At 69.4% G+C, this 24,509-nt stretch carries 26 protein-coding genes; 18 read left to right on the forward strand and 8 right to left on the reverse strand.

Going from position 1 to position 24,509, the window contains the following annotated elements; all coding sequences use genetic code 11:
- Positions 1-5: 5 nt before the first annotated feature.
- The 7 genes from lysS to thiD all read left to right on the forward strand — a co-directional run bounded on the left by lysS (position 6) and on the right by thiD (position 8,776).
- Entirely contained in the window at positions 6-1,604 is a 1,599-nt protein-coding gene (lysS, locus tag M1L36_RS10005) for a lysine--tRNA ligase (protein ID WP_250874047.1), read from the forward strand.
- Positions 1,605-1,810: 206 nt separating this feature from the next.
- A complete protein-coding gene (locus M1L36_RS10010; RefSeq protein ID WP_250873601.1) occupies positions 1,811-3,598 on the forward strand; it encodes a site-2 protease family protein in 1,788 nt (595 codons plus the stop codon).
- Between the two features lie 74 nt (positions 3,599-3,672).
- On the forward strand, positions 3,673-4,500 hold the full coding sequence (locus tag M1L36_RS10015) for a formate/nitrite transporter family protein (protein WP_250873602.1): 828 nt from the start codon (positions 3,673-3,675) through the stop codon (positions 4,498-4,500).
- 84 nt (positions 4,501-4,584) lie between these two features.
- Complete coding sequence (locus tag M1L36_RS10020; protein WP_250873603.1) at positions 4,585-6,321, forward strand: heme-binding protein; 1,737 nt, start codon at positions 4,585-4,587, stop codon at positions 6,319-6,321.
- A gap of 120 nt (positions 6,322-6,441) precedes the next feature.
- Positions 6,442-7,086, forward strand: a complete 645-nt coding sequence (gene thiE / locus M1L36_RS10025) for a thiamine phosphate synthase (RefSeq protein ID WP_250873604.1) — start codon at positions 6,442-6,444, stop codon at positions 7,084-7,086.
- A complete protein-coding gene (gene thiM, locus M1L36_RS10030; RefSeq protein ID WP_250873605.1) occupies positions 7,083-7,913 on the forward strand; it encodes a hydroxyethylthiazole kinase in 831 nt (276 codons plus the stop codon). The genes thiE and thiM overlap by 4 nt, the downstream gene beginning before the upstream one ends.
- Complete coding sequence (thiD, locus tag M1L36_RS10035; protein ID WP_250873606.1) at positions 7,910-8,776, forward strand: bifunctional hydroxymethylpyrimidine kinase/phosphomethylpyrimidine kinase; 867 nt, start codon at positions 7,910-7,912, stop codon at positions 8,774-8,776. Before thiM ends, thiD begins: the two co-directional genes overlap by 4 nt.
- A 15-nt stretch (positions 8,777-8,791) precedes the next feature.
- Here the strand turns inward: thiD and M1L36_RS10040 are convergent, their stop codons facing one another.
- Positions 8,792-9,160: a hypothetical protein gene (locus M1L36_RS10040; RefSeq protein WP_250873607.1), complete on the reverse strand. Its 369-nt coding sequence runs from the start codon at positions 9,158-9,160 to the stop codon at positions 8,792-8,794.
- Positions 9,157-9,639: an HVO_2922 family protein gene (locus tag M1L36_RS21580; RefSeq protein WP_369694223.1), complete on the reverse strand. Its 483-nt coding sequence runs from the start codon at positions 9,637-9,639 to the stop codon at positions 9,157-9,159. The genes M1L36_RS10040 and M1L36_RS21580 overlap by 4 nt, the downstream gene beginning before the upstream one ends.
- A gap of 85 nt (positions 9,640-9,724) precedes the next feature.
- On the opposite strand from M1L36_RS21580, the gene M1L36_RS10050 reads away from it, so the two are divergent.
- Positions 9,725-10,045, forward strand: coding sequence for a transcription factor S (locus M1L36_RS10050; RefSeq protein WP_250873608.1), 321 nt, complete (start codon positions 9,725-9,727; stop codon positions 10,043-10,045).
- A gap of 120 nt (positions 10,046-10,165) precedes the next feature.
- Positions 10,166-11,551, forward strand: coding sequence for a cytochrome P450 (locus M1L36_RS10055; protein WP_250873609.1), 1,386 nt, complete (start codon positions 10,166-10,168; stop codon positions 11,549-11,551).
- Between the two features lie 98 nt (positions 11,552-11,649).
- Here M1L36_RS10055 and M1L36_RS10060 read toward each other — a convergent pair whose 3' ends face one another.
- Together M1L36_RS10060 and M1L36_RS10065 are read right to left on the reverse strand one after the other, a co-directional pair.
- A complete protein-coding gene (locus tag M1L36_RS10060) occupies positions 11,650-12,519 on the reverse strand; it encodes a ZIP family metal transporter (protein WP_250873610.1) in 870 nt (289 codons plus the stop codon).
- 46 nt (positions 12,520-12,565) lie between these two features.
- The gene (locus tag M1L36_RS10065) at positions 12,566-13,264 is read right to left on the reverse strand and encodes an SDR family NAD(P)-dependent oxidoreductase (protein ID WP_250873611.1); all 699 of its coding nucleotides are present in this window, start codon (positions 13,262-13,264) and stop codon (positions 12,566-12,568) included.
- Between the two features lie 110 nt (positions 13,265-13,374).
- On the opposite strand from M1L36_RS10065, the gene M1L36_RS10070 reads away from it, so the two are divergent.
- The 5 genes from M1L36_RS10070 to M1L36_RS10090 all read left to right on the forward strand — a co-directional run bounded on the left by M1L36_RS10070 (position 13,375) and on the right by M1L36_RS10090 (position 17,956).
- Positions 13,375-13,992, forward strand: a complete 618-nt coding sequence (locus M1L36_RS10070) for an alpha/beta hydrolase (protein WP_250873612.1) — start codon at positions 13,375-13,377, stop codon at positions 13,990-13,992.
- Positions 13,993-14,069: 77 nt separating this feature from the next.
- Entirely contained in the window at positions 14,070-15,593 is a 1,524-nt protein-coding gene (crtID, locus tag M1L36_RS10075; RefSeq protein ID WP_250873613.1) for a bifunctional phytoene desaturase/3,4-desaturase, read from the forward strand.
- Complete coding sequence (locus tag M1L36_RS10080) at positions 15,593-16,468, forward strand: prenyltransferase (RefSeq protein WP_250873614.1); 876 nt, start codon at positions 15,593-15,595, stop codon at positions 16,466-16,468. The genes crtID and M1L36_RS10080 overlap by 1 nt, the downstream gene beginning before the upstream one ends.
- A gap of 69 nt (positions 16,469-16,537) precedes the next feature.
- Positions 16,538-17,416: a bisanhydrobacterioruberin hydratase gene (gene cruF, locus M1L36_RS10085; protein WP_250873615.1), complete on the forward strand. Its 879-nt coding sequence runs from the start codon at positions 16,538-16,540 to the stop codon at positions 17,414-17,416.
- A gap of 66 nt (positions 17,417-17,482) precedes the next feature.
- Entirely contained in the window at positions 17,483-17,956 is a 474-nt protein-coding gene (locus M1L36_RS10090; protein WP_250873616.1) for a CBS domain-containing protein, read from the forward strand.
- 36 nt (positions 17,957-17,992) lie between these two features.
- Here the strand turns inward: M1L36_RS10090 and M1L36_RS10095 are convergent, their stop codons facing one another.
- Both M1L36_RS10095 and M1L36_RS10100 read right to left on the reverse strand, forming a co-directional pair.
- Entirely contained in the window at positions 17,993-18,955 is a 963-nt protein-coding gene (locus M1L36_RS10095; RefSeq protein ID WP_250873617.1) for a phytoene/squalene synthase family protein, read from the reverse strand.
- A gap of 136 nt (positions 18,956-19,091) precedes the next feature.
- Entirely contained in the window at positions 19,092-20,528 is a 1,437-nt protein-coding gene (locus M1L36_RS10100; protein ID WP_250873618.1) for a phosphoribosylamine--glycine ligase, read from the reverse strand.
- 51 nt (positions 20,529-20,579) lie between these two features.
- On the opposite strand from M1L36_RS10100, the gene M1L36_RS10105 reads away from it, so the two are divergent.
- Positions 20,580-20,978, forward strand: a complete 399-nt coding sequence (locus M1L36_RS10105) for a universal stress protein (protein WP_250873619.1) — start codon at positions 20,580-20,582, stop codon at positions 20,976-20,978.
- 42 nt (positions 20,979-21,020) lie between these two features.
- Entirely contained in the window at positions 21,021-21,287 is a 267-nt protein-coding gene (locus M1L36_RS10110; protein ID WP_250873620.1) for a DUF7553 family protein, read from the forward strand.
- Here M1L36_RS10110 and M1L36_RS10115 read toward each other — a convergent pair.
- Positions 21,263-22,549, reverse strand: a complete 1,287-nt coding sequence (locus M1L36_RS10115; protein WP_250873621.1) for an ornithine cyclodeaminase, nickel-pincer nucleotide-dependent — start codon at positions 22,547-22,549, stop codon at positions 21,263-21,265. The two genes, M1L36_RS10110 and M1L36_RS10115, sit on opposite strands and share 25 nt — an antisense overlap.
- Before the next feature lie 76 nt (positions 22,550-22,625).
- Positions 22,626-23,018 carry a hypothetical protein gene (locus tag M1L36_RS10120; protein ID WP_250873622.1) on the reverse strand — a complete coding sequence of 131 codons (393 nt, stop codon included), beginning with the start codon at positions 23,016-23,018 and terminating at the stop codon, positions 22,626-22,628.
- A gap of 228 nt (positions 23,019-23,246) precedes the next feature.
- Here M1L36_RS10120 and M1L36_RS10125 point away from each other — a divergent pair, with 228 nt between their 5' ends.
- Together M1L36_RS10125 and M1L36_RS10130 are read left to right on the forward strand one after the other, a co-directional pair.
- Positions 23,247-23,687, forward strand: coding sequence for an RDD family protein (locus M1L36_RS10125; protein ID WP_250873623.1), 441 nt, complete (start codon positions 23,247-23,249; stop codon positions 23,685-23,687).
- Between the two features lie 116 nt (positions 23,688-23,803).
- A complete protein-coding gene (locus M1L36_RS10130; RefSeq protein WP_250873624.1) occupies positions 23,804-24,490 on the forward strand; it encodes an SOS response-associated peptidase in 687 nt (228 codons plus the stop codon).
- Positions 24,491-24,509 lie beyond the last annotated feature (19 nt).

Consider the following 24,509-nt stretch of genomic DNA (forward strand, 5'->3'; position numbering starts at 1 on the left):
ACCGCGTGTTCTGGGCGGACGCCGTCGCCGACGAGGTCGAGGCGCGCGACCCCACGGACCCCATCATCGTCAAGGGCGGCGTCTCGCCGTCGGGCGTCCCCCACATCGGCCACCTCAACGAGATCATGCGCGGCTACTTCGTCGCCGAGGCGCTCCGGGACCGCGGCCACGAGGTCCGCCAGGTGTTCACCTCCGACGACAAGGACCCGCTCCGGAAGGTCCCGCGCACGCTCGCGACGCTCGACTGGGAGGTCGTCGGTCTCGGCGACACCGAGAACCCCGGCGCGCTCGGGAAGAACCTCGGCCACCCGCTGACGAACGTCCCCGACCCGTTCGGCTGCTGTGACTCGTTCGGTGCCCACCAGACGCGCTTGCTGGAACAGATGGCCGAGGCGATGGGCGTCCCCATCGAGGTCAAATCGAACACCGAACTGTACGAGGAGGGCGCGTTCGACGACGCCGTCCGGACCGTGCTCTCGAAGGCCGACACCGTCCGCGAGGTGCTCGCGGAGTACCAGGACAAGGTCGACTCGGAGTACGTCCCGTTCAACCCCGTCTGTGCGGAGTGTGGGAAGATAACCGAGGACGTCACGGGAGTCGACCTCGACGCCGGCACCGTCGACTACCGCTGTTCCGACATCGAGGCCGGCAACCGCACCATCGAGGGCTGCAACCACGAGGGGACCGCGACGTTCCGCGAGGGGAAGCTCCCCTGGCGACTGGAGTGGCCCGCCCAGTGGCAGGTGCTCGACGTGGACTTCGAGCCGTTCGGGAAGGACCACGCCGAGGGGTCGTGGCCCTCCAGCGAGCACGTCGTCCGCGAGGTGTTCGAGGCCGAACCGCCCGTCCCGATGGTCTACGAGTGGTTCACCTACAACGGCGAGGCGCTCTCCTCGTCGTCGGGCCACGTCATCACCGTCGACGACGTGCTCTCGATGCTCGAAGTCGAGGTGTTCCGCTACTTCTTCACCAAACAGCCAAAGCGCGCCCGCGACTTCGACGTCTCCCGGCTCGACCAGCTCGTCGACGAGTTCGACCGCTTCGAGGGTGTCTACTTCGGCGACGTGAGCGTCGAGGAACGCGAACGAGCGCTCGCCCAGCGGGCGTACCCGATGTGTGTGGACGACACTCGGGAGGGTGTCGAGCGTATCCCCTACACCTTCGCCGCCGTCCTCGGGATGACCGACGACGAGGACCTGCGCGAGACGATGGCTCGCCGAAGCGGGCATCTCACCGACGACGCGCCCGCGTGGGCCGTCGAACAGGCACTCGCTCGCGTCGAGAAGGCCCGGACGTGGGCCGTCGAGACGGACAACGAGTACAACTACCGCCTCGCCGAGGACCTGCCGGACGTCGAGGTGACCGCCGACGAAGCCGCCGCGCTGGACGCGCTCGCCGACTTCGTCGAGTCCGAACGACCCGACGAGGAGGCCGTCCAGGAGCAGGTGTACGAGTCCGCCCGTTCCAACGACGTCGAGGTGGGCGACTTCTTCACCCTCGGCTATCGCCTGTTCCTGGACGAGGACCAGGGACCGCGACTCGGCCCGTTCCTCGCCGCGCTCGACCGGACGTTCGTGGTCGAACGGCTTCGCCGGGAAGGCTGACTCAGCATAGTCGTTCGAACCGCCACCGGCCCTCCTCGAACGCTCGTCCCACACTGGTCGCTTAGCAATCGACGCGAGTGGACTGAGTGGGGCGAGTCGTGCGCCTCGGGCTTTCGGGGGTCGTCAGTTTCGCCGGGGCTGAACACACACGGTCTCCTAGCCGCGAGGGACAAGCCTCATAGCCGTCACCCGCTTCGGATACGCTAATGGTGGATACGCTCTGGCTGGTGCTGGCGGGCATCGGCCTCTACACCCTCCTCGCGATGGCCGCGTCCGCCCGCGGCCTCCTCCCCGACTCCGTCAACGTCTCCGGACCGATCATGACCATCCGGACGATGCGCGGGAAGGTCCTGCTCGACAAGCTCGCCCGTCCCAAACGGTTCTGGCGGGCGTGGGGGAACTTCGGCATCGGTCTCGTCCTCGTCGTGATGTTCGGCGTCTTCTTCGCCGTGCTGTTCTCGGGGTACAGTTCGCTCACGAACCCCCAGCCGAGCGCCGTCACCGAACCGCAGAACGTGCTCGTCATCCCCGGCGTCAACGAGTTCCTCCCGCTGTCGGTGGCTCCGGAGATCGTCCTCGGACTGCTCATCGGTCTCGTCGTCCACGAGGGCGGCCACGGGCTGTTCTGCCGCGTCGGCGACATCAAGATCGCCTCGATGGGCGTCGCGTTGCTCGCACTCCTCCCCATCGGCGCGTTCGTCGAACCCGACGAGGAGGACCGGGCGAAGGCCAACCGGGGCGACCAGACCCGGATGTTCGCCGCGGGGGTGACGAACAACTTCGCGGTGACGGTCGTCGCGTTCGCGCTGTTGTTCGGTCCCGTCGTCGGCGCTATCGGCGTCGCGGCGGGCGCACCCGTCGGAACCGTCGTCCCCGACTCCCCCGCCGCGAACGCGGGTATCGAGAGCGGCGACCGCATCGTGAGCGTCGCCGGGCAGCAGATAGCCGACGCCGAGCAGTTGGACGGCGTCCTCGCGGACACGCCCGACCGAGCCATCACCGTCACCGTCGACAACGGGTCGGGAGAACGGCAGGTGACCGTCGAGCGCGAACTCATCGTGACGCGGGCGACCGAGAGCGTCCTCGGCGGGTTGAACACGAGCGGTGACCCGCCGCGTATCCAGACCGTCGCCGGGGAGAACGTCTCCTCCAGTGCCCAGTTCTACGGCGTGCTCGCGGAGAACCCCGTCGCGACCGTCCAGACCGACAAAGGGTCGACCGAGATCGTCGGTGGCGCGTACTACGTGCAGGTGACCGACGGCGGCGGCCTGGAAGCCGCGCTGGAGGACGCCGGTGTCTCGACGGACGGTCCGGTCGTCGTCACCGAGTTCGACGGCCAGCGGACCGTGACGACCGAACAGCTTCAGGAGGCGCGTGAGGGGACCAGCGCCGGTCAGACGGTCGACGTACAGGTGTACGTCGACGGCCAGCCCCACGATCTGCAGGTGACGCTCGGTGAGGACGCCAACAGCGACGCCGGTCTCATCGGCGTCAGCGTGCCGCGCACCGGTGCGGGCGGCTTAGCGGTCGACGACTTCGGCGTCACCACCTACCCGGCCCAGCAGTACCTGAACATCCTCGGAGCCTCGGGCGGTGGCATCCAGGCGTTCTTCTACCGCATCGGGGCCGCGCTGTTCCTCCCGCTGGCGGGGACCGTCGGCCAACTGCCGTTCAACTTCGCCGGGTTCGTCACTCCCTACACCAACTTCTTCGTCGTGGAGGGGCCGCTGGCGGCGCTCGGTGGTGGTGTGTTCCTGCTCGCCAACGCGCTGTTCTGGACCGGGTGGATAAACGTCAACCTCGCGTTCTTCAACTGCATCCCGGCGTTCCCGCTCGACGGCGGGCACATCCTCCGGACGTCGACGGAGGCGGTCGTCTCGCGACTCCCCATCTCCGGTGGGCGACGGCTCACCAACACCATCACAACGGTCGTGAGCATCACGATGCTCGCCAGCGTCTTCCTGATGGTGTTCGGTCCGCAGCTGTTGGCGTAGGCTCGCCGGTCCGGCACGGACGGGCACAACAGGTATCTCAGGGTCGGTCGTAGCACGGAACGACACACGCCTCCATGACCAACCAGACCCCCGACACGCAACGGGACTACACGACCATCCTCGAACAGCAGGTCGAGGAGGGGTTGATGGCGCTCCGGCGGCCCGTGAGCGGCCAGTTCCTCTCGGCGCTCTCGTGTGGCCTCGACCTCGGTATCGGGATGTTCATGCTGTACGCCGTTCACACGGCCGTCACCGGCTACTACGACGAGCCGACGATGAAGTTCATCACGTCGAGCGTCTACACGTTCGGGTTCATCTTCGTCATCCTCGGACGACTCGAACTGTTCACCGAGCACACGACGCTCGCGGTGTTGCCGGTGTTGACCGACCGGTCGTCGCTGAACGAACTCGGCTCGCTGTGGGTCGTCGTGCTGGTCGCGAACCTCATCGGCGGCGCGCTGTTCTCCGTCGTGGCCGTCTACGCCGGGCCGGCGCTCGGCGTCATCGAACCGAAGGCGTTCGTCGACATCGGGAAGACGTTCGTCGAACTGACGCCGCTGGCGACGTTCACCGGCGCGGTGTTCGCCGGCTGGCTGATGGGGCTGCTGTCGTGGATTCTCACCTCCGCTCAGGACACCATCAGCCGGATGTTCACCATCTTCATCGTGACGTTCACCATCGGGTTCGCCCACCTGCCCCACTGCGTCGCGGGGAACATCGAGGTGCTGACCGGCCTGCTCGCCGGGGCGGACTACACCGTCGCGGACTTCCTCGTCTTCGAGGTGCTCGCCATCCTCGGGAACATCGTCGGCGGCGTCGTCTTCGTCGCGCTGTTCATGTACGGCCACACGGTCCGGACCGCCGGCGACCAGAGCGTCGACATCAACCCGACCGAGGACTGACGCCGCGGTCGGTCGTCCCTCGACACCGGCCGCCACCCGCCGCGGACTCACAAACCCCTTGAGCGGCCCGTCCCAAACCCACGTATGCCCGAACCACCGCAGACCGACGAGGGTTGGTACGTACTCCACGACTTCCGCCGGGTCAACTGGGCGGCGTGGCGTGCGGCCCCCGAGGAGAAACGCCAGCGCGCCCTGGCGGAAGGAATCGAGTACCTCACGGCCAACGAGGCCCACGACGGCGAGGGCTGGACGGCCGTCTTCTCCGTGCTGGGCCACAAGGCCGACTTCATGGTGCTCCACCTCCGGCCGACGACCCAGGAGTTGGACACGCTCGAACGGCAGTTCCAGCAGACGACGCTCGCCGACTACGCGACTCAGAGTTCGTCGTACGTCTCGGTGACCGAAGCGTCGGCGTACTCCGAGTCCGCACGGGACTACTTCGAGGAGGGCGAGGTCGAGAACGAGGGGCTGAAACGCTACATCGAGTCGCGCATCTACCCCGACCTCCCCGACGCCGAGCACGTCTGTTTCTACCCGATGGACAAGCGCCGCGACCCCGAGTACAACTGGTACGACCTCTCGTTCGAGGAGCGCGCCGACCTGATGGCCGGCCACGGCGACATCGGCCGGGGGTACGCGGGGAAGGTCAAACAGATCATCTCGGGGAGTCTCGGGATGGACGACTACGAGTGGGGCGTGACGCTGTTCGCCGACGACCCGACCGACATCAAAGACCTCCTCTACGAGATGCGGTTCGACCACTCCTCCTCGCGGTACGCCGACTTCGGCGAGTTCTACTTCGGCCGGCGGTTCCCCGCCAGCGACCTCCCCGCACTGCTCGCGGGCGAGGCGATTCCGACCGGCGACGAGTCCACCGGCGGCGAGGCGGCCACCGAGAGCGGTCTCCGCGAGGACATCGAAGCGCTCGGCGTCGACGTCGAGGCCCCGTCCGGTGCACACGGCGTCATCGTCCGTTCCGAGGGCGAGGCCGAGGCGGTGACGGACGCCGTCGACGGCCTCCGCGGGAACTTCGACCACTACGACAGCCACGTCGCCACGCTCGTCCAGTCGACCGGCGACGGCACCGCCGTGGTGAGCGTCTGGACGACGGCCAGCGCCGCCGACACCGCGAGCGGATTCCTCGCCGACCTGCCGGGCGTCACCGAGACCGAGACGGGTCCGCTCGGAGGCGGTGAGGGGAGCGAGGACGCCGGCGGGTCGACCCCCCAGAGCACCGACGACGAGATTCGCGGCGAACTCGCGGACCTCGACATCTACGCCGGGAAACCCCACGGCGAGGACGTCTACGCCATCGTGCTCTACTCCGAGGCCGACGGCGAGACGCTCGCCGAGGAGGTCGAGGACCTCTCCGACGGGTTCGACCGCTACGACACGCACGTCCGGACGGCCGTCTACGAGGGTCGGGTCACCGACCGCCACGCCGTCGTGAGCATCTGGGAGACCGCGAGCGCCGCCGACACCGCCGCCGGGTTCCTCGGCGACCTGCCCGGTATCGTCGCCCGCGCTGGCGAAGAGAGCGGCTTCGGGACGATGGGGATGTTCTACACCGTCAAACCCGACCACCGCGAGGAGTTCGTCGAGAAGTTCGACACCGTCGGTGACCTGCTCGACGACATGGACGGCCACCACGAGACCGACCTGATGGCGAACCTCGCCGACGAGAACGACATGTTCATCGCCAGCCAGTGGCGCTCCCAGGAGGACGCCATGGCGTTCTTCGGCTCCGACGCCTTCCGCGACACCGTCCAGTGGGGCCGCGACATCCTCGCGGACCGCCCCCGACACGTCTTCCTCGCGTAACCGACTCCCCAGGGCCGTCTCTCTCGGCCACACGCCGCGACTCCCGAGCGTCTCGTCGACCACCCAGCACACGCAGTCGGTACTCGTTTGTCCGTGCGGGACAACCGACGACTACCACCCATGAATTTCGAGTTCCGAACCTACCTCGTGACCGGGGCGACCCACTCGGCCGGGCGCTCGACCGTCGACGTGGTCCGCCGGGCCGTCGAGGGCGGCGTCGACGTGGTCCAACTCCGCGAGAAAGCGACGACCGCGCGCGAGCGCTACCACCTCGGCGTCGAACTGCGCGACCTGACCGCGGCGGCGGACGTCCCGCTCGTCGTCAACGACCGGGTCGACCTCGCGCGCGCTGTCGACGCCGACGGCGTCCACCTCGGCGACGACGACCTGCCCGTGAGCGTCGCCCGCGAGCAGTTGGGCGCGTCGGCCGTCGTCGGCCGCTCGGTCTCGACCGTGGAGGGCGCTCGCGCCGCGGAGGCTGCGGGTGCGGACTACCTCGGAGTCGGGGCGGTGTTCGCCACCGACTCGAAGGACGTCCGCGAGGGGCAGGCCGAACTCGGCCTCGAGCGGGTCCGGGCCATCGCCGCGGCGACGGACCTGCCGTTCGTCGCCATCGGCGGCGTCACCGTCGAGAACGCGTCGGCGGTCGTCGAGGCGGGTGCGGACGGCGTCGCCGTCGTCTCGGCTATCACGGCCGCCGAGGACCCGCGCGAGGCGACCGAAGCGCTCGGTGAGGCCGTCGCGGCGGGGAGGGCCGCCCGATGAGCGGCGACCCCGACGTCCGCGTCGGAGAGGCACTCGACGCGCTCGCGGAGGCGACGCCGCTCGTGAACGCGCTCACCAACGAGGTGACGGTCAACGAGGTGGCGAACTGCGTCCTCCACTGGGGCGGTCTCCCGGTGATGTCCGACGACGAACGCGAGGTCGCGGACATGGTCGCCGGCGCGCAGGCGTGTCTGCTCAACATGGGCACCGTCAGCGAGACTGGCGAGGCCGCGATGGTCGCGGCCGGCGAAGCGGCCGCCGACCACGGCGTCCCGGTCGTCGTCGACCCCGTCGGCGTCGGCGCGACGCCGACCCGTGACCGCGTCGCCGAGCGTCTCGTCACCGACCTCGACGTCGCCGTCGTGAAGGGCAACTACGGCGAGGTGACCGCGCTCGCCGGGGCGGACAGCGAGGTCCGCGGCGTCGAGTCCGTCGGCGAGTACGCCGACATCGCCGAGACCGCGATGGCGCTCGCCGCGCGCGTCGATGCGGTCGTCGTCGCCTCCGGCGAGGTGGACGTGGTCGCGACCGAAGCCACCGCCCACGAGGTCCACGTCGGCGACCCGGCGATGGGCCGAGTCGTCGGAACGGGCTGTATGCTCGGCGGGACGCTCGCGGCGTTCGCCGGGAGCGACCTCGACGTCCACCGCGCCGCGCTCGCGGGGACGACGGCGTTCGGTCTCGCCGGTGAGGCGGCCGCAGACGGGGCGTTCGGCGAGTACCACGGCCCGGCGAGCTACGCGGTCGCGTTCCTCGACGCCGTCGCGGGCCTCGCGAAGACCGAACCGTCCGCGGACGGCCGCATCGAACGGGTGGTCGAGCGATGAGCGACCCTGAGCGGGAACGAGCGGCCACGGGTCGCGTCGACGCCACCCCCGAACGGCCGCCGTACGCGCTGACCGTCGCCTCCAGTGACTCCGGTGGCGGGGCGGGCATCCAGGCCGACCTGAAGACGATGACCCGTCTGGGCGTCTACGGCGGGTCGGTCTGCGTCGCGCTCACCGCACAGAACTCCCACACCGTCGAGTCGGTCCACACGCTCCCGCCCGCGGAGGTCCGCGCGCAGTTCGAGACCGTCGCGGCGGACTTCGAGGTCCGCGCGGTGAAGGTCGGGATGCTCGCGACCGAACCCATCGTCCGGACCGTGACGGACCTACTGGACGGGTTCGACGGCGGGGTCGTCGTCGACCCGGTGATGGTCTCCTCGGCCGACGACACGCTGCTCGACCCGGACGCTATCGACGCCTACGACGCGCTGTTCGAGCGCGCGACGCTCGTCACGCCCAACGCCGACGAGGCCGAGACGGTGACGGGCCGCCGTCCGGACTCACCCGCCGCAGCCCGGGAGGTCGCCGCCGGCTTCCACGACCGCGGGGCCGACGCCGTCCTGCTGAAAGGCGGGCACGTCGACACCGACGACGCGGTCCGGGACACGCTCGTCACGCCCGACGAGGAGGTCGTCTTCGAGACCGACCGGGTCGCGACCGACGCTACTCACGGCTCTGGCTGTACACTCTCCAGCGCCATCGCGGCCCGCCTCGCTCGGGGCGACGACCTCCGAGCGGCCGTCGAGCGGGGCATCACCTTCACCCACGCCACCATCGCCAGTCCCGCCGCCGTCGGCGAGCGCGGGAGCGTCAACCACCTCGCGGACGTCGAGGGCGCGCTTCCGAGCGTCGAGGTGGAGTGACCCCGACGCGCCAGTTCACGGTCGCTGTGCGGTCACCGCGGCCCACATCAGTCGCGGGGCCGCTCGCTCCCCGCGGTCGCGCGCCCGCTCGGCGGTCTCGAACGTCTCGGGCGAGAGCGCGACCGGGTCGCCGGCGACGAGGAGTCGCCAGCGCCACCCCTCGTCGGTCTCGACGGCGTCGAAGGTGGCCCCGTTCGGTGGTCCCTCGTACCCCCGCGTCCCGAGCGACCCGACTCGCTCGACCGTCCACTCGCGGGTGAGGTCGAAGAACGCGCTCGAGATTCGGCCCATCGGGTCGCGGACCCGGTTGTCGGTCGCCGTCGTGGTGCAGTCACAGCCGACGACGACGCGAACGAGGTCGTCGTCGCGGTCGTCCGCGCTCACAGTCGTTCGATCGGCGCGCCGGGCGCGTTCTGTTTGACGCTCCGTAACCCGTTCTCCGCACCGCCCCAGGTCGCGTACCCCTCGCCGGAGTCGGCGATGACGTTGCCGTTGTCGTGGACGAGTCGCCAGCGGAACTCCCCGGCACGGTCCTCGTACACCTCGAAGTGAGCCTTCGCGCGGACCGGACGAGCGCTCGTCGGAGTCGGGTCGTCGGTCACGCGGTCGGCCGGAGACCGGTCGTCCGTGGCTCGGTCCTCCGCTCGGCCGGCGTTCGCGGCGGTGGTGGCGTCGGTCGCCTCCTCGCCGGCGCTCGCCGACCTGCCGTTCGGGTCGCGACCGACGCGAACGCGGAGTTCGCCCCGTACACCGGGGCCTTCGAGGTCGGTGACCGCCTCCTCGCCCTCCGAGGCGGTCAGCGACAGTCTCGCGTCGTCGACGGTGACGGTCAGTGCGGCCGCCACCCGTGGTTCACCGTTCATGCCATCGATAGGTGATACGGAGGCAATAGCGTCTCGCCGGGTGGTCGACCGGTCACTTTTCACCCGCGAGCGGGTAGTGTGACGTATGCAGTTCTGCGACGAGTGCGGTTCGCTCATGCACGCCGACTCGGGAGAGATGGTCTGCTCGTCGTGTGGCGCGCGCGTCGCCAGAGACGAGGAGGAGGCCGCGAAGTACGTCTCCACGGAGTCACAGACGTTCGACGACGTCATCGAGACGAGCGAGGACGCCGCCGACGAGGGGAAACCGACGGCCAATGAGGAGTGCGACCGGTGTGGCAACGACACCGCCTGGTACACCATCAAGCAGACGGGGAGCGCCGACGAACCGCCGACGCGCTTCTTCAAGTGCACCGAGTGCGGCCACCGCTGGCGGGGGTACAGCTGAACGTCGAACCGACGGCGTGAGGAGGGCCGTCTGGCGAGTGCGAGGCGACGACCGACCCGTCGCCCGCGACGACTGACAGTAGAGCGAACTGTTATCCAGTCGGACGACGAGTGAGTGGCAATGACACGAGCGAGTCCGCCCGGTCCCACCGGCCTGCCGGGTATCGGGAACACGCTCCAGTTCCTCAGGGACCCCATCACGTTCTACGAGACCTGCGCCGAGTACGGCGACGTGGTCCACGCGCGGGTCGCTCGCGACGACGTCTACGTCGTCTCCCACCCGGAGCTCGTCGAACGGGTGCTCGTCACCGACGAGGCGGCCTACCGGACGCCCGACGGGTTCGACGACCGCATCGACGGCGTCCTCGCCAGCGGACTGTTGCTGGCCGAGGACGACCGATGGGGCGGCCTCCGGACGGCGACGTCGGCGCTCTCGTTCGACCCCGTCGAGTGGTACGCCGACGTCACCGTCCGCCACGCCGAGACGATGGCCGCGCTGTGGGACGACGGCGAGACCGTCGCCGTCGACGAGGCGATGCGCGAACTCGCCCTCGACGTGTTCATCGACGCGCTGTTCGGGGCGGACGCAGACCACCAGCAGCGACGGTCGGAACTGGGCGTCGACTGTGGAGGCCGCGGCGAGGGGGACAGCGAGCGCATCCGAGAGGCGGTCCACGCCTTCGAGGGGAAGTTCGAGACGCCGGCGCGCGCCGCGTTCGTCCCCGACTGGGTGCCGACGCGGACGAACCGTCGTTACCGGCGGGCGCTGTCGGAGTTCGACGCGGTCATCGGCGACCTCATCGACCGACGACGGGCCGCCGGCTTCGAGAACTGCCACGACGTGCTCTCGTTGCTGTTGCAGGCCGACGACGCCGACGGCGACCTGACGGAGTCGACCATCCGCGACCAGTTGGTGACGTTCCTCGTCGCGGGCTACGAGACGACGGCGGCGGCGTTGACGTTCACGGCGTACGCGCTCGCGACCCACCCGGGCGTCGCCGACCGACTCCAGGCGGAGGTCGACGCCGTGTTGGGGACCGCCTCGGCGACGGCCGCCGACCTCTCGAACCTGGGCTACACCGAACGCGTCGTCAAGGAGTCGCTGCGGCGGTACCCGCCGCTGTTCGCGACGTTCCGCCAGCCGATTCGGGAGACCGAGCTGGCCGGTTACGACCTGCCCGTCCAGAGCACCGTCGTCATGCCCCAGTACGTCGTCCACAACGACCCGCGGTGGTTCACCGCGCCGGAGACGTTCCGCCCCGAGCGCTGGGCGACGTGGGACGGCCCCGAGTTCGCGTACTTCCCGTTCGGTGGCGGGTCGGCGAACTGCATCGAACGCCGGTTCGCGATGCAGGAGCTCCAGCTCGTCGTCGCGACGATGGCCCAGCAGGTGTCGTTCGAACGGGCCAACGACGCGCCGCTCGACCTCTCGTTCGGAACGACGCTCCAACCGGCCGGCGGGTTGGACCTCGTCGTCACCGAGCGGGTCGCGACCCCCCGGCGCTGAGCGACACGGACCGTCGGCGTCGTGGGAGTCGAGAAGAGCGTCCGACCGAGCGAGTGCAGCCACCAGAGGGACCGTCGAACTCGGTGTCGGAACCGGCGTCAGAACCCGCCGTTGAGGACGGTCCACGTGCCGAAGACGGCGAGCGCGCCGACGGTCGTCGAGGCGACGGCGTGGGTGCGCAGTCGGTCGAGCAGGTCGTGGTCGTGTTCGGTGATGCCCGCGACCTCGCTGACCTCGCTGCCGACCTCACACCGGGGCAGGAAGTCGAGCGCGACGTGGAGGAAGATGCCCGCGGCGAACCCGAAGACGAACGCGTTCAGCGTCGCGACGTTCGGAAGCCCGACCGTCGCCGCCGGAATCGCGGCGATACCGACGCCCGCGGCCGGCAGGAGGACGACCCACGGCGAGCGTCCCGACCGGACGAGTCGGCGGGCGGAGGCGTAGCCCGCCGGCCCCTTGTGCGAGACGATGGCGAGACCGAGCAACAGCCCCACGTCCTGCATCGACCCGTAGACGAGACCGATGACGAGCCCCGCCGACAGCGCGTGGGCCGTTATCTGGGCGGCCGTGCTGTCGAACGGGAGGTCGAGGTGCGAGACGCGGTGGCCGAGCGTGTGGCCGCCGAAGCCGACGACGACGCCGGCCGCGATGCCGAAGCCGCCGAGTTTGGGGTCGAGACCGATGGCCTGCGGGACGATGAACGCCGCGGCGCTGGTGAGCATCGCGCCGCTGGCGAGGCCGTACCCCCAGACGAGGCGTCGGGCGTCGATGGCCCCCTCCGCGCGGACCCCGAGCGGGATGGCGACACCCATCGCCAGGAACGCGACCCACGAGATCACCAGCACCTTCCACAGACCCTCGACCGCCGCGAGGGCCGTGGCACAGACCAACAGTGCGACGGCGGCGACCCCGACCCACGACGGGCGGCCGACCCCGGAGTTGCTATCGAACGTCTCGGCTACCCCCATATGTTACTAACTCGATTGTGGTGGTTAATAAACCCTCGGAGACGCCTCAGCGCGTCGCCTGCTTCCAGGTCTTCAGGTCCAGGCGGCCGCCGTCGAGGTCCTCTGCGGGGGCGTCGGTCGCCGCCCAGAGGAACTGGTCGGCGACGTCCGCGGGGTCGCGACCCCCACCGCCGGTGAGTTCGGTGGCGAGTTGGCCGGGGTCGACGACGCCGACCGTCGCGTCCAGTTCGACGGCGAACTGCCGGACCAGCGCCTCGGCGAACGCCTTCGAGGCGGCGTACGAGCCGAGACCGGGTTTCGCGTCGACCGCGACGCTCCCCGACGGGACGAGGACGCGGGCGTCGTCGTTCAGGTGCGGGAGCGCCTCCTTGACGGCGGCGAACACCCCGCGACCGTTCGTCTGGTAGTGCTGGTCGAAGGCGCTGTAGGCGTCGTCCGCCAGCGGCGTCTGGGCGGTCTCACCGTGGTAGACCCCGGCGTTCGCCACGACGACGTCGATACCACCGTGCTCGCCCTCGCGGGCCGCCGTCTCCATCAGTCGCTCCATGTCGAACTCGTCGCGCACGTCCGAGCGCATCCCGGTCGCACTCCCGCCGTCGTCCCGAATCGAGTCGGTGACCGCCTTGATGGCGTCGGCCTCGCGGGCACAGCAGACGACGTGTGCGCCCGCCGCGGCGAACCGCCGTGCGACCGCTTCGCCGAGTCCGCGACTCGCACCCGTGACGACGACCGTGGTTCCGTCCATACCGATTCCACTCGCGGCGGCCGCTTCGCCGTTTCGGAAGGAGAACCGACGACCGGTCCGTCGTCCGGTGCTCCCACAGCTTTTTCGCCCCGGCCCGGGATGTCGGTTCGATGAACGAATCGAGTGTCACGCTGGAAGCACACGGCGAGGAGTTCGGCGGCCGACTGGCGACGCCGGCCGAGGACACCGACCGCTGCGTGCTCGTGGTCCCCGGCGCGGGTCACGGCCCGTTCGGCGACGTGTTCGACCGGTTCACCGAGGCGGCCGTCGACCAGGGGGTCGCCGTCGCCCGATTCGAGACGTGGCGCGACCACGACGGGTTGCGCGCGAAGACCGACGCCGAGTTTGAGGCGGAACTCGACGCCGGCGTCGCGTTCCTCCGTGCTCGGGGCTGTTCGACCGTGGCGCTCGTCGCCAAGAGCTTCGGCGGCCGCCTCGCGCTCACCCACCGCCCCGACGTCGACCGACAGGTGTTGTGGGCACCCGCGATACTGTTCGGCGAGCACGACGACGCGCCGTCGGTGACCGCCGCGGAACTGGCGCGCGTCACCGCCCCCGTCCGCCTCCTGCAGGGTACCGACGACGAGGTCGTCAGCGTCGACACCGCCCGGGCAATCGACGACCACCTCCCGACCAGCGACCTGGTCGAACTGCCCGGCGAGGACCACTCGTTCCGTCACGACGAGCAGCGAGTCGTCGAGGAGACAGTGGCGTTCCTCTCCGAGTAGGGGCGGTCGCCGCAATCGTGTGGTCCGGGGTCGGACCGAACAGCCCCCTTTTAGGCGGTTCCGGGCGTCGAGTCGGTATGAGCGAACGAGACGCCCTCCACGACCGCGAGGTGGTCGTGGTCGGCGGTGGGTTCGGTGGGTTGTCGGCGGCGTGTTTCCTCGCCCGCGACGGGGCCGACGTGACGGTGTTGGAGAAGAACGAGCAGGTCGGCGGGCGGGCCTCCCGCCTCGAAGCCGAGGGGTTCACCTTCGACATGGGACCCTCGTGGTACCTCATGCCCGACGTGTTCGAGCGCTTCTTCGCGCAGTTCGACCGCTCGCCGGGCGACTACTACGACCTCGAACGGCTGGACCCCCACTACCGCGTGTTCTGGAAGGACGGCGACCGGATGGACGTGCTCCCCGACGTCGAGGCGATGGTCGAGACCTTCGAGTCCTACGAGGACGGCGCGGGCGAGGCGCTCCTGAAGTACCTCGACACGAGCGAACTCCACTACGAGACGGCGATGGACGACTTCGTCTACACCGACCGCCCCCGCCTGCGCGACTGGGTCGACCCGGACGTGATGAGGGCCGCGCCCATCGGTCTGAAACTCGTCGGGACGATGGACGACTACGTGAACGACTACTTCGACAGCCCGAAACTGCGCCAGATAATGCAGTACACCCTCGTCTTCCTCGGGGGCGCGCCGTCGAACACCCCGGCGCTCTACAACATCATGAGTCACGTCGACTTCAACATGGGCGTCTGGTACCCCGTCCGCAGGGAGGCCGACGAGCGCGACGGCGGGGGTATCGGCGTCGTCGTCGACGCCATCGTCGAGATGGCGGAGGAACTCGGCGTCGAGTTCGTCACCGACAGCGAGGTCGTCGAGATAACCAAGCGAAAGTCCGGTATCCACGTCGAGACCGTCGACGGGACGGTGTACCGGCCCGACACGGTCGTCAGCGACGCCGACTACGCCCACGTCGAGCGCGAACTGTTACCCGAACACGAGCGCCAGTACGACGACGACTACTGGGAGCGCAAGACGTACTCGCCCTCTGCCTACCTGCTGTACCTCGGCGTCGAGGGCGACATCGACCCGCTGGCCCACCACACGCTCGTCTTGCCCCCGGAGTGGGACGGTCACTTCGAGCGCATCTTCGAGGACCCCGGCTGGCCCGAGGACCCCGCGTACTACGTCTGTGCGCCGAGTGCGACCGACGACACGGTCGCCCCGGAGGGCCACTCGAACCTGTTCGTGCTCGTCCCTATCGCGCCGGGTCTGGACGACACGCCCGAGATTCGCGAGCAGTACCGCGAACGGGTGCTCGACGACCTCGCCGACAACACGGGCGTCGACCTGCGCGAGCGCATCGTCTTCGAGGAGCAGTTCGCGGTGAACGACTTCGCCGAGCGGTACAACGCCTACGACGGCAACGCGCTCGGCGGTATCGCCCACACGCTCCGCCAGACCGCGCTGTTGCGCCCGCGCCACCGCTCGAAGGCCCTGGACGGCCTCTACTACACCGGGGGCTACACGACGCCCGGCATCGGCGTCCCGATGTGTCTCATCAGCGGTGAGCATACGGCGAGCGCGCTCGTAGAGGACACGTGATGGAACTGGCCCCGACCGTCCGCGACGCCCTCCCGTCCGAGGAGTCGCGACTGGGCTACCTCCTCAGACTGTCCCGCCCGCGGTTCTGGTTCTACCTCGCCGGGCCGGTCGTCGTCGGGGCGACGTACGCCGCCAGCACGCCCGCGGAGCTGTTCTCGCCGGTCGCACTGGCGCTGTTCGCGTACTTCCTGCTCCCCGCGAACGTCCTGCTGTACGGTGTCAACGACGTGTTCGACGCCGACGTCGACGCGTTCAACGAGAAGAAGGAGGGCCGCGAGGTGCGCTATCGGGGCGGGCGACTCGTCGTCGCGAGCGTCCTCCTCTGTGCGCTGCTCGCGCTCCCGTTCGCGCTGGTGTTGCCCGACACGGCGCTCGTCGCCTTCCTCGCGTGGGGGCTCCTCTCGATAGAGTACAGCGCGCCGCCGCTGCGGTTCAAGACGACACCGTTTCTCGACTCGGTGTCGAACGGCCTCTACATCTTGCCGGCAGTCGTCGCGTTCGCCGCGCTCGCCGGGGCGTTCCCGCCGCTGGCCGCCGTCGTCGGTGGCTGGCTCTGGGCGATGGGGATGCACACGTTCTCCGCGATTCCGGACATCGACCCGGACCGCGCGGCGGGCATCCGGACCACCGCGACGGTGCTCGGCGAGCGCCGCACCTACGCCTACTGTGCGCTGTGCTGGGCTTTCGCCGCGGTCGCGTTCTGGTTCGTCCACCCCTTCTTCGCCGTCGTGCTCGGCGTCTACCCGGTCATCGTGTTCGGCATCGCCGCGTCGTCGGTCGACGTGAGCGACGCCTACTGGTGGTACCCCGCCATCAACACCGTCGTCGGCATGGTCGTGACGATGGCGGGGCTGTGGGTGATGCTGTATGGGTGAGCGTCGAGCGCGTCGCCGACTCGCCGGACGGCGGCGGGGGGCGCGACCGGGCGTCACCGGAGGCGTGCGATGACCGAGAGCGCGACCGCCACGCGCGAGTGGTCCCGCGACCGCGTCGAGGACCGACTGGACGCGCTGGTCCGCGAGAACCGCTTCACCATCTCGGTCGTGTTCCCGCTCGTGGGCGCGCTGTCACTGGTCGCGAGCGCCGAGGGCTGGTTCCCGCCCGCGCTGTCGTTCCTCGAGTTCAACCCGTACTTCGTGCTGTTCGGCGTCGTCGTGATGCGCCTCCCGCTGGTGGCGGGGGTCGCACCGCTCGTCGGCCGGAAGGCGACCGTCGCGCTGCTCGCGCTGGCGGGCTACGCCTACGGCATCGAGTACCTCGGTGTCACGACGGGCCAACCGTACGGCGCGTTCGAGTACACCATCGAACTCGGACCGATGCTGTTCGGCGTCATCCCCGTCGCCCTGCCCGTGTTCTTCTTCCCGCTCGTGCTCAACAGCTACCTGCTCTGTCTGCTGTTGCTCGGCGACCGGGCCGACAGCGCGCTGGTGCGACTCCCCGTCGCCGTCGCCGCCGTGGTCGCGATGGACCTCGTGTTGGACCCCGCCGCCGTCGCCGTCCAGTTCTGGGCGTACGACGCGGGCGGCGTCTACTACGGCGTCCCCGTCTCGAACTACCTCGGGTGGGTCGTCTCCGCGACCGTCTCCGTGGCCGCGTTCGACTGGGGCTTTTCGAGGAGTGGCCTGCTCGACCGGGTGCGAGAGTGCGAGTTCATGCTCGACGACCTGGTGAGCTTCGTCATCCTCTGGGGAGTCATCAACCTGTTCTACGCGAACTGGGTGCCCGCGGCCGTCGCCGCGCTGTTCGGTCTCGGTCTGCTGGCGACCGACCGCTTCGACTTCGACGTGCGGGGGACGACGCCGCTTCGCTACATCGGGCGGTAAACCCCGGGCCTCGACTCGCTCACCGCCACCACCACAACTTACCGCGTGGGCCGACGAACCACGACCATGCTCACTGCACGCGACGTGATGACGCACGACGTGGAGACGGTCGAACCGGACGACGAGGTGGGCGACGTGCTCACGCGACTCGGGAAGGCGCAGTTCAACGGCTTCCCGGTCGTCGATTCGGAGCGTGGTGACCTCGTCGGTATCGTCACGCAGGGCGACCTCGTGCGCCTGTTCAAGAAGACCGACCGCGCGTTCTGGATTCCCGTCGGCCTCCCGCCGTTCCTCGAGACCGTCACCTACTCCGTCGACGTCTCGGGGGACGACTTCGACGTCGACGTCGACAGACCCATCAGCGAGGTGATGACCACCGACGTGGTGACCGTCGCTCCCGACGACGACCTCGACCGCCTGCTGGAGTTGCTGTCGGGGGAGATCAACCGCCTCCCGGTGCTCGACGGCGACACGCTCGTCGGCATCGTCACTCGCGAGGACCTGATTCGAGCGGTCCGCGACGAACGGGCCGAGGCGTGAGACGGGCGAGCGTCGCAGTCAGAGGCCCAGAGCGGGTTACTGGACGGGGCGTGGCTCGCCGGCTTCGCGGCCGGAGCGACGCTCTTCTGCCATCGGGATGGCGCTGACGCGGGCGAACACCGACTCGGGGTCCTTCGACAGCGCCCAGTACGCGCGGGTCCGGACGACCAGCGAGAGCTTCCGGCGCGTGCTCAACTGCGGCGTCGAGGAGAACACGTCGTAGTCCGCGTGCCGGATGGCGCGGTGGTGGTCGGCGTACAGCACCGCCGCGAGGAGGACGGCGAACTGGCAGTCCCGGGGCAGGAACTTGATGCCGGCGACGCCCTCGCGGTACAGTCCCTCGGCGCGTCGAAGCTCCTCTCGAACCGCGGCCTCGGCGTGCTCGTCGAACTCCGCGCGCTCGATCTGTTCGTCGGTGACGCCGTGGCGCTCGAGCGTGGTCTGGGGGAGGTAGATGCGCCCCCGGTCGCGGATGTCCTCGCGGACGTCGCGGACGAAGTTGGTCAACTGGAACGCCTCGCCGAGCGCCCGCGCGTGGGGGCGAGCGCGCTCGTCGTCCTCCGGCGTCGGGGACATGACGGTGGTCATCATCTCGCCGACGGCCGCGGCCGACCCGCGCATGTACGCCTCCAACTCCCCGTAGTCGGCGTAGCGGGTCTTCTCGACGTCGGTGAGCATGGCGTCGACGAACACGTTCACCTCCTCGTCGCTGATGCCGTTCTCCGCTTTGAGTTCCCGAAACGCCGAGAGCACCGGGTCGTCGGTCGGCTCCTCGCCGAGGACGGCCGCCCGAATCGCCTCCAGCCGGTCGCGTTGCTCGGCCGGCGTGAGCTGGTTCTCCTCGTCGTCGACCACCTCGTCGGCGATGCGGAAGAACGCGTAGAGGACGTACGTGGACTGGCGAACCCGTTCGGGCAGCACTCTCGTCGCGAAGTAGAAGGTCTTCCCAGTTCGCCGGTGAATCGACTTGCTCTGGGCTAACTGCGATTTGTTGACCATGGGGCCTCGTAGGGTATAAACTACGGCAGGGACCGGCTTATGCCTTTGTGCCACACACCCAGGTTGCACCTTCGGCGCACGGTTTTAGCCGTGAAGCACCAACTCCGTCCAGACAGCGACGAGACTGGCGGAGCGACTACCGCAGGTAGCCCCACGCCGCCAGGCGGTCACCGTCGCCGGCGCGTTCGGTGTTGAGCGCGCGGGGCGTGCCTCCACCCTCGAACCACCGGTCGCCGATGTCGTCGCGGAAGTACGCCGAGGGGAGGACGACCTTCGAGACGCGTTCGTAGGCCTCGCGCTGGGCGGCCCGCATCGTCTCGCCACACCCGGCGACGGTCAACACGACGCCCGAGGAACCCTCGACGCGCCACTGGCCCCGCTCGCCGGGGTCGGTCGGAGTCCCGTCGGTAGCGACTCGCTTGACGTCCTCGATGTGGAGACCGTCGGGACGGGCGTCGACGTTCGACTCGTCCGTGTCCTCGCCGTCGGCACCGCCCGCCGTGACCGTCCCCCCGTCCGCGGCGCTCGCGGGGTCGTCGCGTGCCCAGGCGATGGCCGCGTCGTAGGAGGTCTCGCGGAACGTCTCCTCGTCGTCGAACGGGAACGGTGGCACGCACACCCGGACGCCGACCTGGTAGCCGGATTTCACCCGCAGTTCGGGAGCGTCGCCGGTCGCCAGTCCGTAGAAGAACTCCCCGAGGGGCGTCTCCATCCCGGCGGCCTGCACGAAGATGGAGGGGTAGCCGAATCGCGGGGTGAACTCCAGCGGGTAGACGCCGTCGGGGGTGGCGATGCAGTTGAGGTCGATGCTCCCGACGTAGCCCTCCGCGGCCAGCAGGTCCTCACACCGGCCGAGCGTGCGGTCGAACAGGTCGACGCGCTCGGTCCAGAACATGCTGGTCCCCATCTCGCCGGTCGAAGGACCGACGTTGCCCGGGAACAGCTTCTTGTGCTCGAAGTTGACGTTCACCGGTTCGACGAACGACTCGCCGTCGAAGAAGCCCGTGACCGCCACCTCGACGCCGGTCGCACGGCGCTGAAGCTGGAACCCCGCCATGCGGTCGCCCCAGGCCTCTTCGTAGGCGTCGAGCACGTCGACGACGTCGCCACCGTCGGCGTCGCGTCCGACGTACACAAGCCGTTTGACGTTCTGGACCTCACCCGAGGGTTTGACGACGTAGGGGGCGGGGTTCTCCCGGACCCACGCGCGGGCCGCGCCGAAGTCGGTGAACTCGCGGTGGGGGAGCACGTCCGCGCCCGCCTCGGCGAGCACCTCCTGGGCGAACCCCCGGTCGTCTTCGAGGCGGTCGGTGAGTTCGGTCCCGCCGACGACGGGGACGCCGTCGGCCCGGAGGCGTTCGGCCTCGGTGCCGAACCCCCAGACGTCGTCGAACACGACGAGGTCGGCCCACGACTCGTGGTCGCCCCAGTCGTCGACCTTCTCGACGAACCCGTCTGCGACGTGTCGCTCGTGGTCGTTCTCGATGCAGTACCGGACGTCGTGGCCTTCGCGGCTCATCCGCCACGCGATGTCGCCGATGAGACCATCCTTGGAGGCGAACAGGACGTTCATACCCCGCGCTCGGCGGGGACGTTTATGACGGTACGGGGTGTGGGTCGTGGTATGACAACGTTCATCGCGGCGACGAAGAACGTCGAGACGAGCGACCGAATCAACGAGTACCTCGCCGGACGGACGACGGCGGACGACACCGTCTACGTCGTCAACTCCCAGGAGGGCGGCGAGCAGTCCAGTTCCGACGACATCCGCGGCGGCACGGAGGCCATCGACACGCTCGTCGATGGCCTCGCCGCCACCGTCGAGACCCACCAGTTCGTCCGTGGCAACGACCCGGCCGAGGACATCCTCGCGGCCGCCGAGGAGTACGACGCCGACGAGATACTCATCGCCATCCGCAAGCGCAACCCGACGGGGAAGATCGTGTTCGGCTCGACGGCACAGGACCTCCTGCTCTCGACGCGGCGGCCCGTGGTGGCGATTCCGCTCGAGACGGACCGCTAGGCAGGGACTACCTTTAGGGGTCTCTCACAAATATTGCGCTACATGGAGGACACCCGTCACTACCTGCGACAGGCGAGCGAACAGCTAGACGCCAGTGCGGACGGCGTCCGAGACATGGGGACGAGAGCGACCATCTCGTTCCTCGCGAGCGAACTCTCGGACGTCGCACGTGACGGGCGGGGGGCGGATATCGAGCGCTTCGAACGCGCGCTCGACACACTGGAGAAAGACCTCTCGGGGTCGGCGGGGGTCTCGGTCCGCCGGGCGCGTCGGAACCTCGAACGCTACGACTCCTCGGCCAGCACGTAGTCGGCCAGCGTCGGGACGAACGTCCCCACGTCGGTCACCATCCCGACGGCCTGCGCGCTGCCCCGGTCGAGCAGTTGCGTCACCGTCGCGGGGTTGATGTCGACGCAGACGACCCGCGTCGTCGACGGGAGGCAGTTGCCGACCGCGACGGAGTGCAACAGCGTCGAGAGCATCATCACCATGTCGGCCTCGTGGGCCTGCCGGCGCAGCGCGTTCTGGGCCTCGATGGCGTCGGTGATGGTGTCGGGGAGCGGCCCGTCGTCGCGAATCGACCCCGCGAGCACGAACTCCACGTCGTTCTCGACGCACTCGTACATCACCCCGGAGTCGACCAGTCCCTCGGCGACGGCCTCGGGGATGCCGCCAGCGCGGATGACCTCGCTGATGGTGTAGATGTGGTGTTTGTGGCCTTTCCGGGGGTGGTCGAGCGTCTCGGTGTCCATACCCAGCGAGGTGCCGTAGCGGTCGCGTTCGATGTCGTGGACGGCGAAGCCGTTACCCGCCGACAGCATGTCGACGTACCCCTCCCGGACGAGTCGCGCGAGGGCCTCGCGTGCGCCGGTGTGGATGACCGCCGGGCCGGCGACGACGAGCACCTTCCCGCCGTCGGCTTTGACACGGCGGAGTTCCTCGGCGATCTGTGAGATGGTCGACTCGGAGGGGCGCTCGGCGGAGACCCCACCCTGCATGAACCCGAAGGCACGCTTCTCGCGCGGGCGTTCGGGCGGGTGGACCCGAATGCCTGTCTCGCCAGTGACGACGAGGTCGCCCGCCTCGATGGCGTTGAGCACCTTCGTCTCGGCCCACGGTCCCTCGCCGTCGGGCGCGTGGTTGAGAGCGGACCGCTCGGCACCACGGTCGCCGCCCTCGTCCGCCGGGTGGACGACGACCGCACAGTCCATCTCGATGCGCTCGACGGGGAGCCACTCGCCCTCGAAGCGGACCTCCGTCGGGTGGTTCGTCGTCGAGTAGAACCCCTCGGGGACGACCCGGTCGGCGCTCGCCGGGGTGAGGTGCGCGTCCTGTGGGTCGGCGGGGTTCGCCCCGTGCTGGTGGAGTTCGTGGACGATGGACTGGAGCGTCACCGGGTCCTCGGCGGTGACGGTCATCCGGCAGTACGACTCCTCGGTCTTCGAGCGACCGACGCGGAACTCCTCGACGTCGAACGCCCCGTCGAGGTCCATGACGATGCCGAAACACGCCTGCATCATCCCGGAGTCGATGATGTGACCCTCCAGTTCGACCACGCGAGAGACTGACATACCGGCGAGTCGGTGCGGGGGGAGAAAGCGGTTACCCGTCGGGCAAACCGTGTCGCTTCCCGACTACCCTCCGTACTCAGTCGCCTGCGGGGGCGTCCGAGCGACAGTCGACGGCCCACTCGTGGTCCGTCGTGGCGACGAGACGGTCGTACAGCGCCGCCAGCCCCGGCGGTTCGGTCGCCGGCAGGACGTGGAGTTCGATAGTGCCGTCTCGGATTCCCGCACGGAACGTGTCGCCGGTGACGTCGTCGTGGACGGTGTACAGCGGCATCGGGAGGTCGAACCAGTCGCCGTAACGGTAGGGACCGTCGTCGAGGACGCCGACGAGCAGGCCGTCAAGGTGGTCGTCGTCCACCTCGTGGCCCTCCGGCGTGAGTCCGAACACGACCGACCCCTCGTACTCGACGGTCGTCCGCGAGTAGTTGCGGGTGGGGCGGGTCGGTAGGTCGAACGTCGGGTCCCGTGACACGTGCCCCCGTTACTCGTCATCGGAGATAAGTTCGCGGGCCGAGACGGTGTGTCACGCCCGGCCGTTCGCGGCCGGTGCGGCCGGTGCGGTCGGTGCGGTCGGTGCGGTCGGTGCGGTCAGTCGGTCCGTTCGGTGCGGTCGGTGTGGCCGGCAACGACTCGCGCGGCGTCCGCCGTCCGTCAGACGCCGTCGTGCGGTTTTTTGTGTTCCCTGACGACCAGTTCGAGTATGATGGGATATCCGCGGGTGTCGCCGGACCTCACCGAGGACGCCGTCGTGGGCCTCCGGGCGGCCGCGTTCTTCCTCGACGTGGCGCTCGTAACGCTGGCGGCGGGCGTCCTCGCGGTGGCGCTCTCCGTCGAGGGGTGGTCGACCGGTCCGACCGCGCTGTTCTGGCTCGTGGCGTGGTTCGGCTACGTCGTCGTGTCGCAGGGACGCTACGGCCAGACGCTCGGAAAGCGACTGGTCGGCGTCGTCGTGACGACTACCGAAGGAGGGCCCTGTGGGTATCGGGCGGCACTCGTCCGCGAACTCGTTCGCCTGGGCGACCTGCTGTCGCTGGGCGTCGTCGGGTCGCTCGTCCGCGTCGGGTCGCGACGCCAGCGCCTCGGAGACCTCGCGGCCGGCACCGTCGTCGTCCCGGCGAACCGCGAGGCCCGCCGTCTGTAACGACGCCATCTGTGACGAGCCGTCGGTCGTCGTCCGCCGCGACTCGTCGCCGCTCGGACTGTCAGCGAGCCGGGGCGTAGCGAACCCTCTTGCCCGTGTCGCCCCTCCCCGACTGTATGTGTGGACGCTACAGTCTCTTCGTCGCCCCCGACGACCTCGAACGGCGGTTCGACGCCCGCCTCGACGTCGAGTACCGCCCCCGCTACAACGCTGCGCCCAGCCAGTCGTTGCCCGTGATTCGGGACGTCTCGCCCGACACCGTCACCGAGTCGCGCTGGGGACTCCTCCCGTCGTGGGCCGACGACGAGGGCGACGGCATCATCAACGCCCGCGCGGAGACGCTCGACGAGAAGCCGGCGTTCCGCGAGGCGTACCGCGAGCGACGCTGTCTCGTCCCCGCCGACGGGTTCTACGAGTGGAAAGAGGAGGCGGGCGGGAAGCAGCCCTACCGCATCACCCGGCGTGACGGCGAACCGTTCGCGCTGGCGGGGCTCTACCAGGAGTGGACGCCGAAACAGCAACAGACCGGTCTCGGCGAGTTCGCGAGCGGCGGGCCCGACACCGAGGCCGACCCCATCGAGACGTTCACCGTCGTCACTCGCGAGCCGACACCGTTCATGGCGCAGTACCACCACCGGATGGCGCTCGTCCTCGACCCGGCCGACGAGGACGCGTGGCTGGAGGGCGCGAGCGTCACGGACGTCTCGGTACCGAGCGACGACGCCTTCCGCGCCTACCCGGTGTCGACGGCAGTGAACAACCCCGCGAACGATACGCCCGAGGTCGTTGAGGAACTGGCGTAGTCGCCACTGACGACCCCGA

The sequence above is a fragment of the Halomarina rubra genome (genome assembly GCF_023699475.1).
GTDB classification, from domain to species: domain Archaea; phylum Halobacteriota; class Halobacteria; order Halobacteriales; family Haloarculaceae; genus Halomarina; species Halomarina rubra.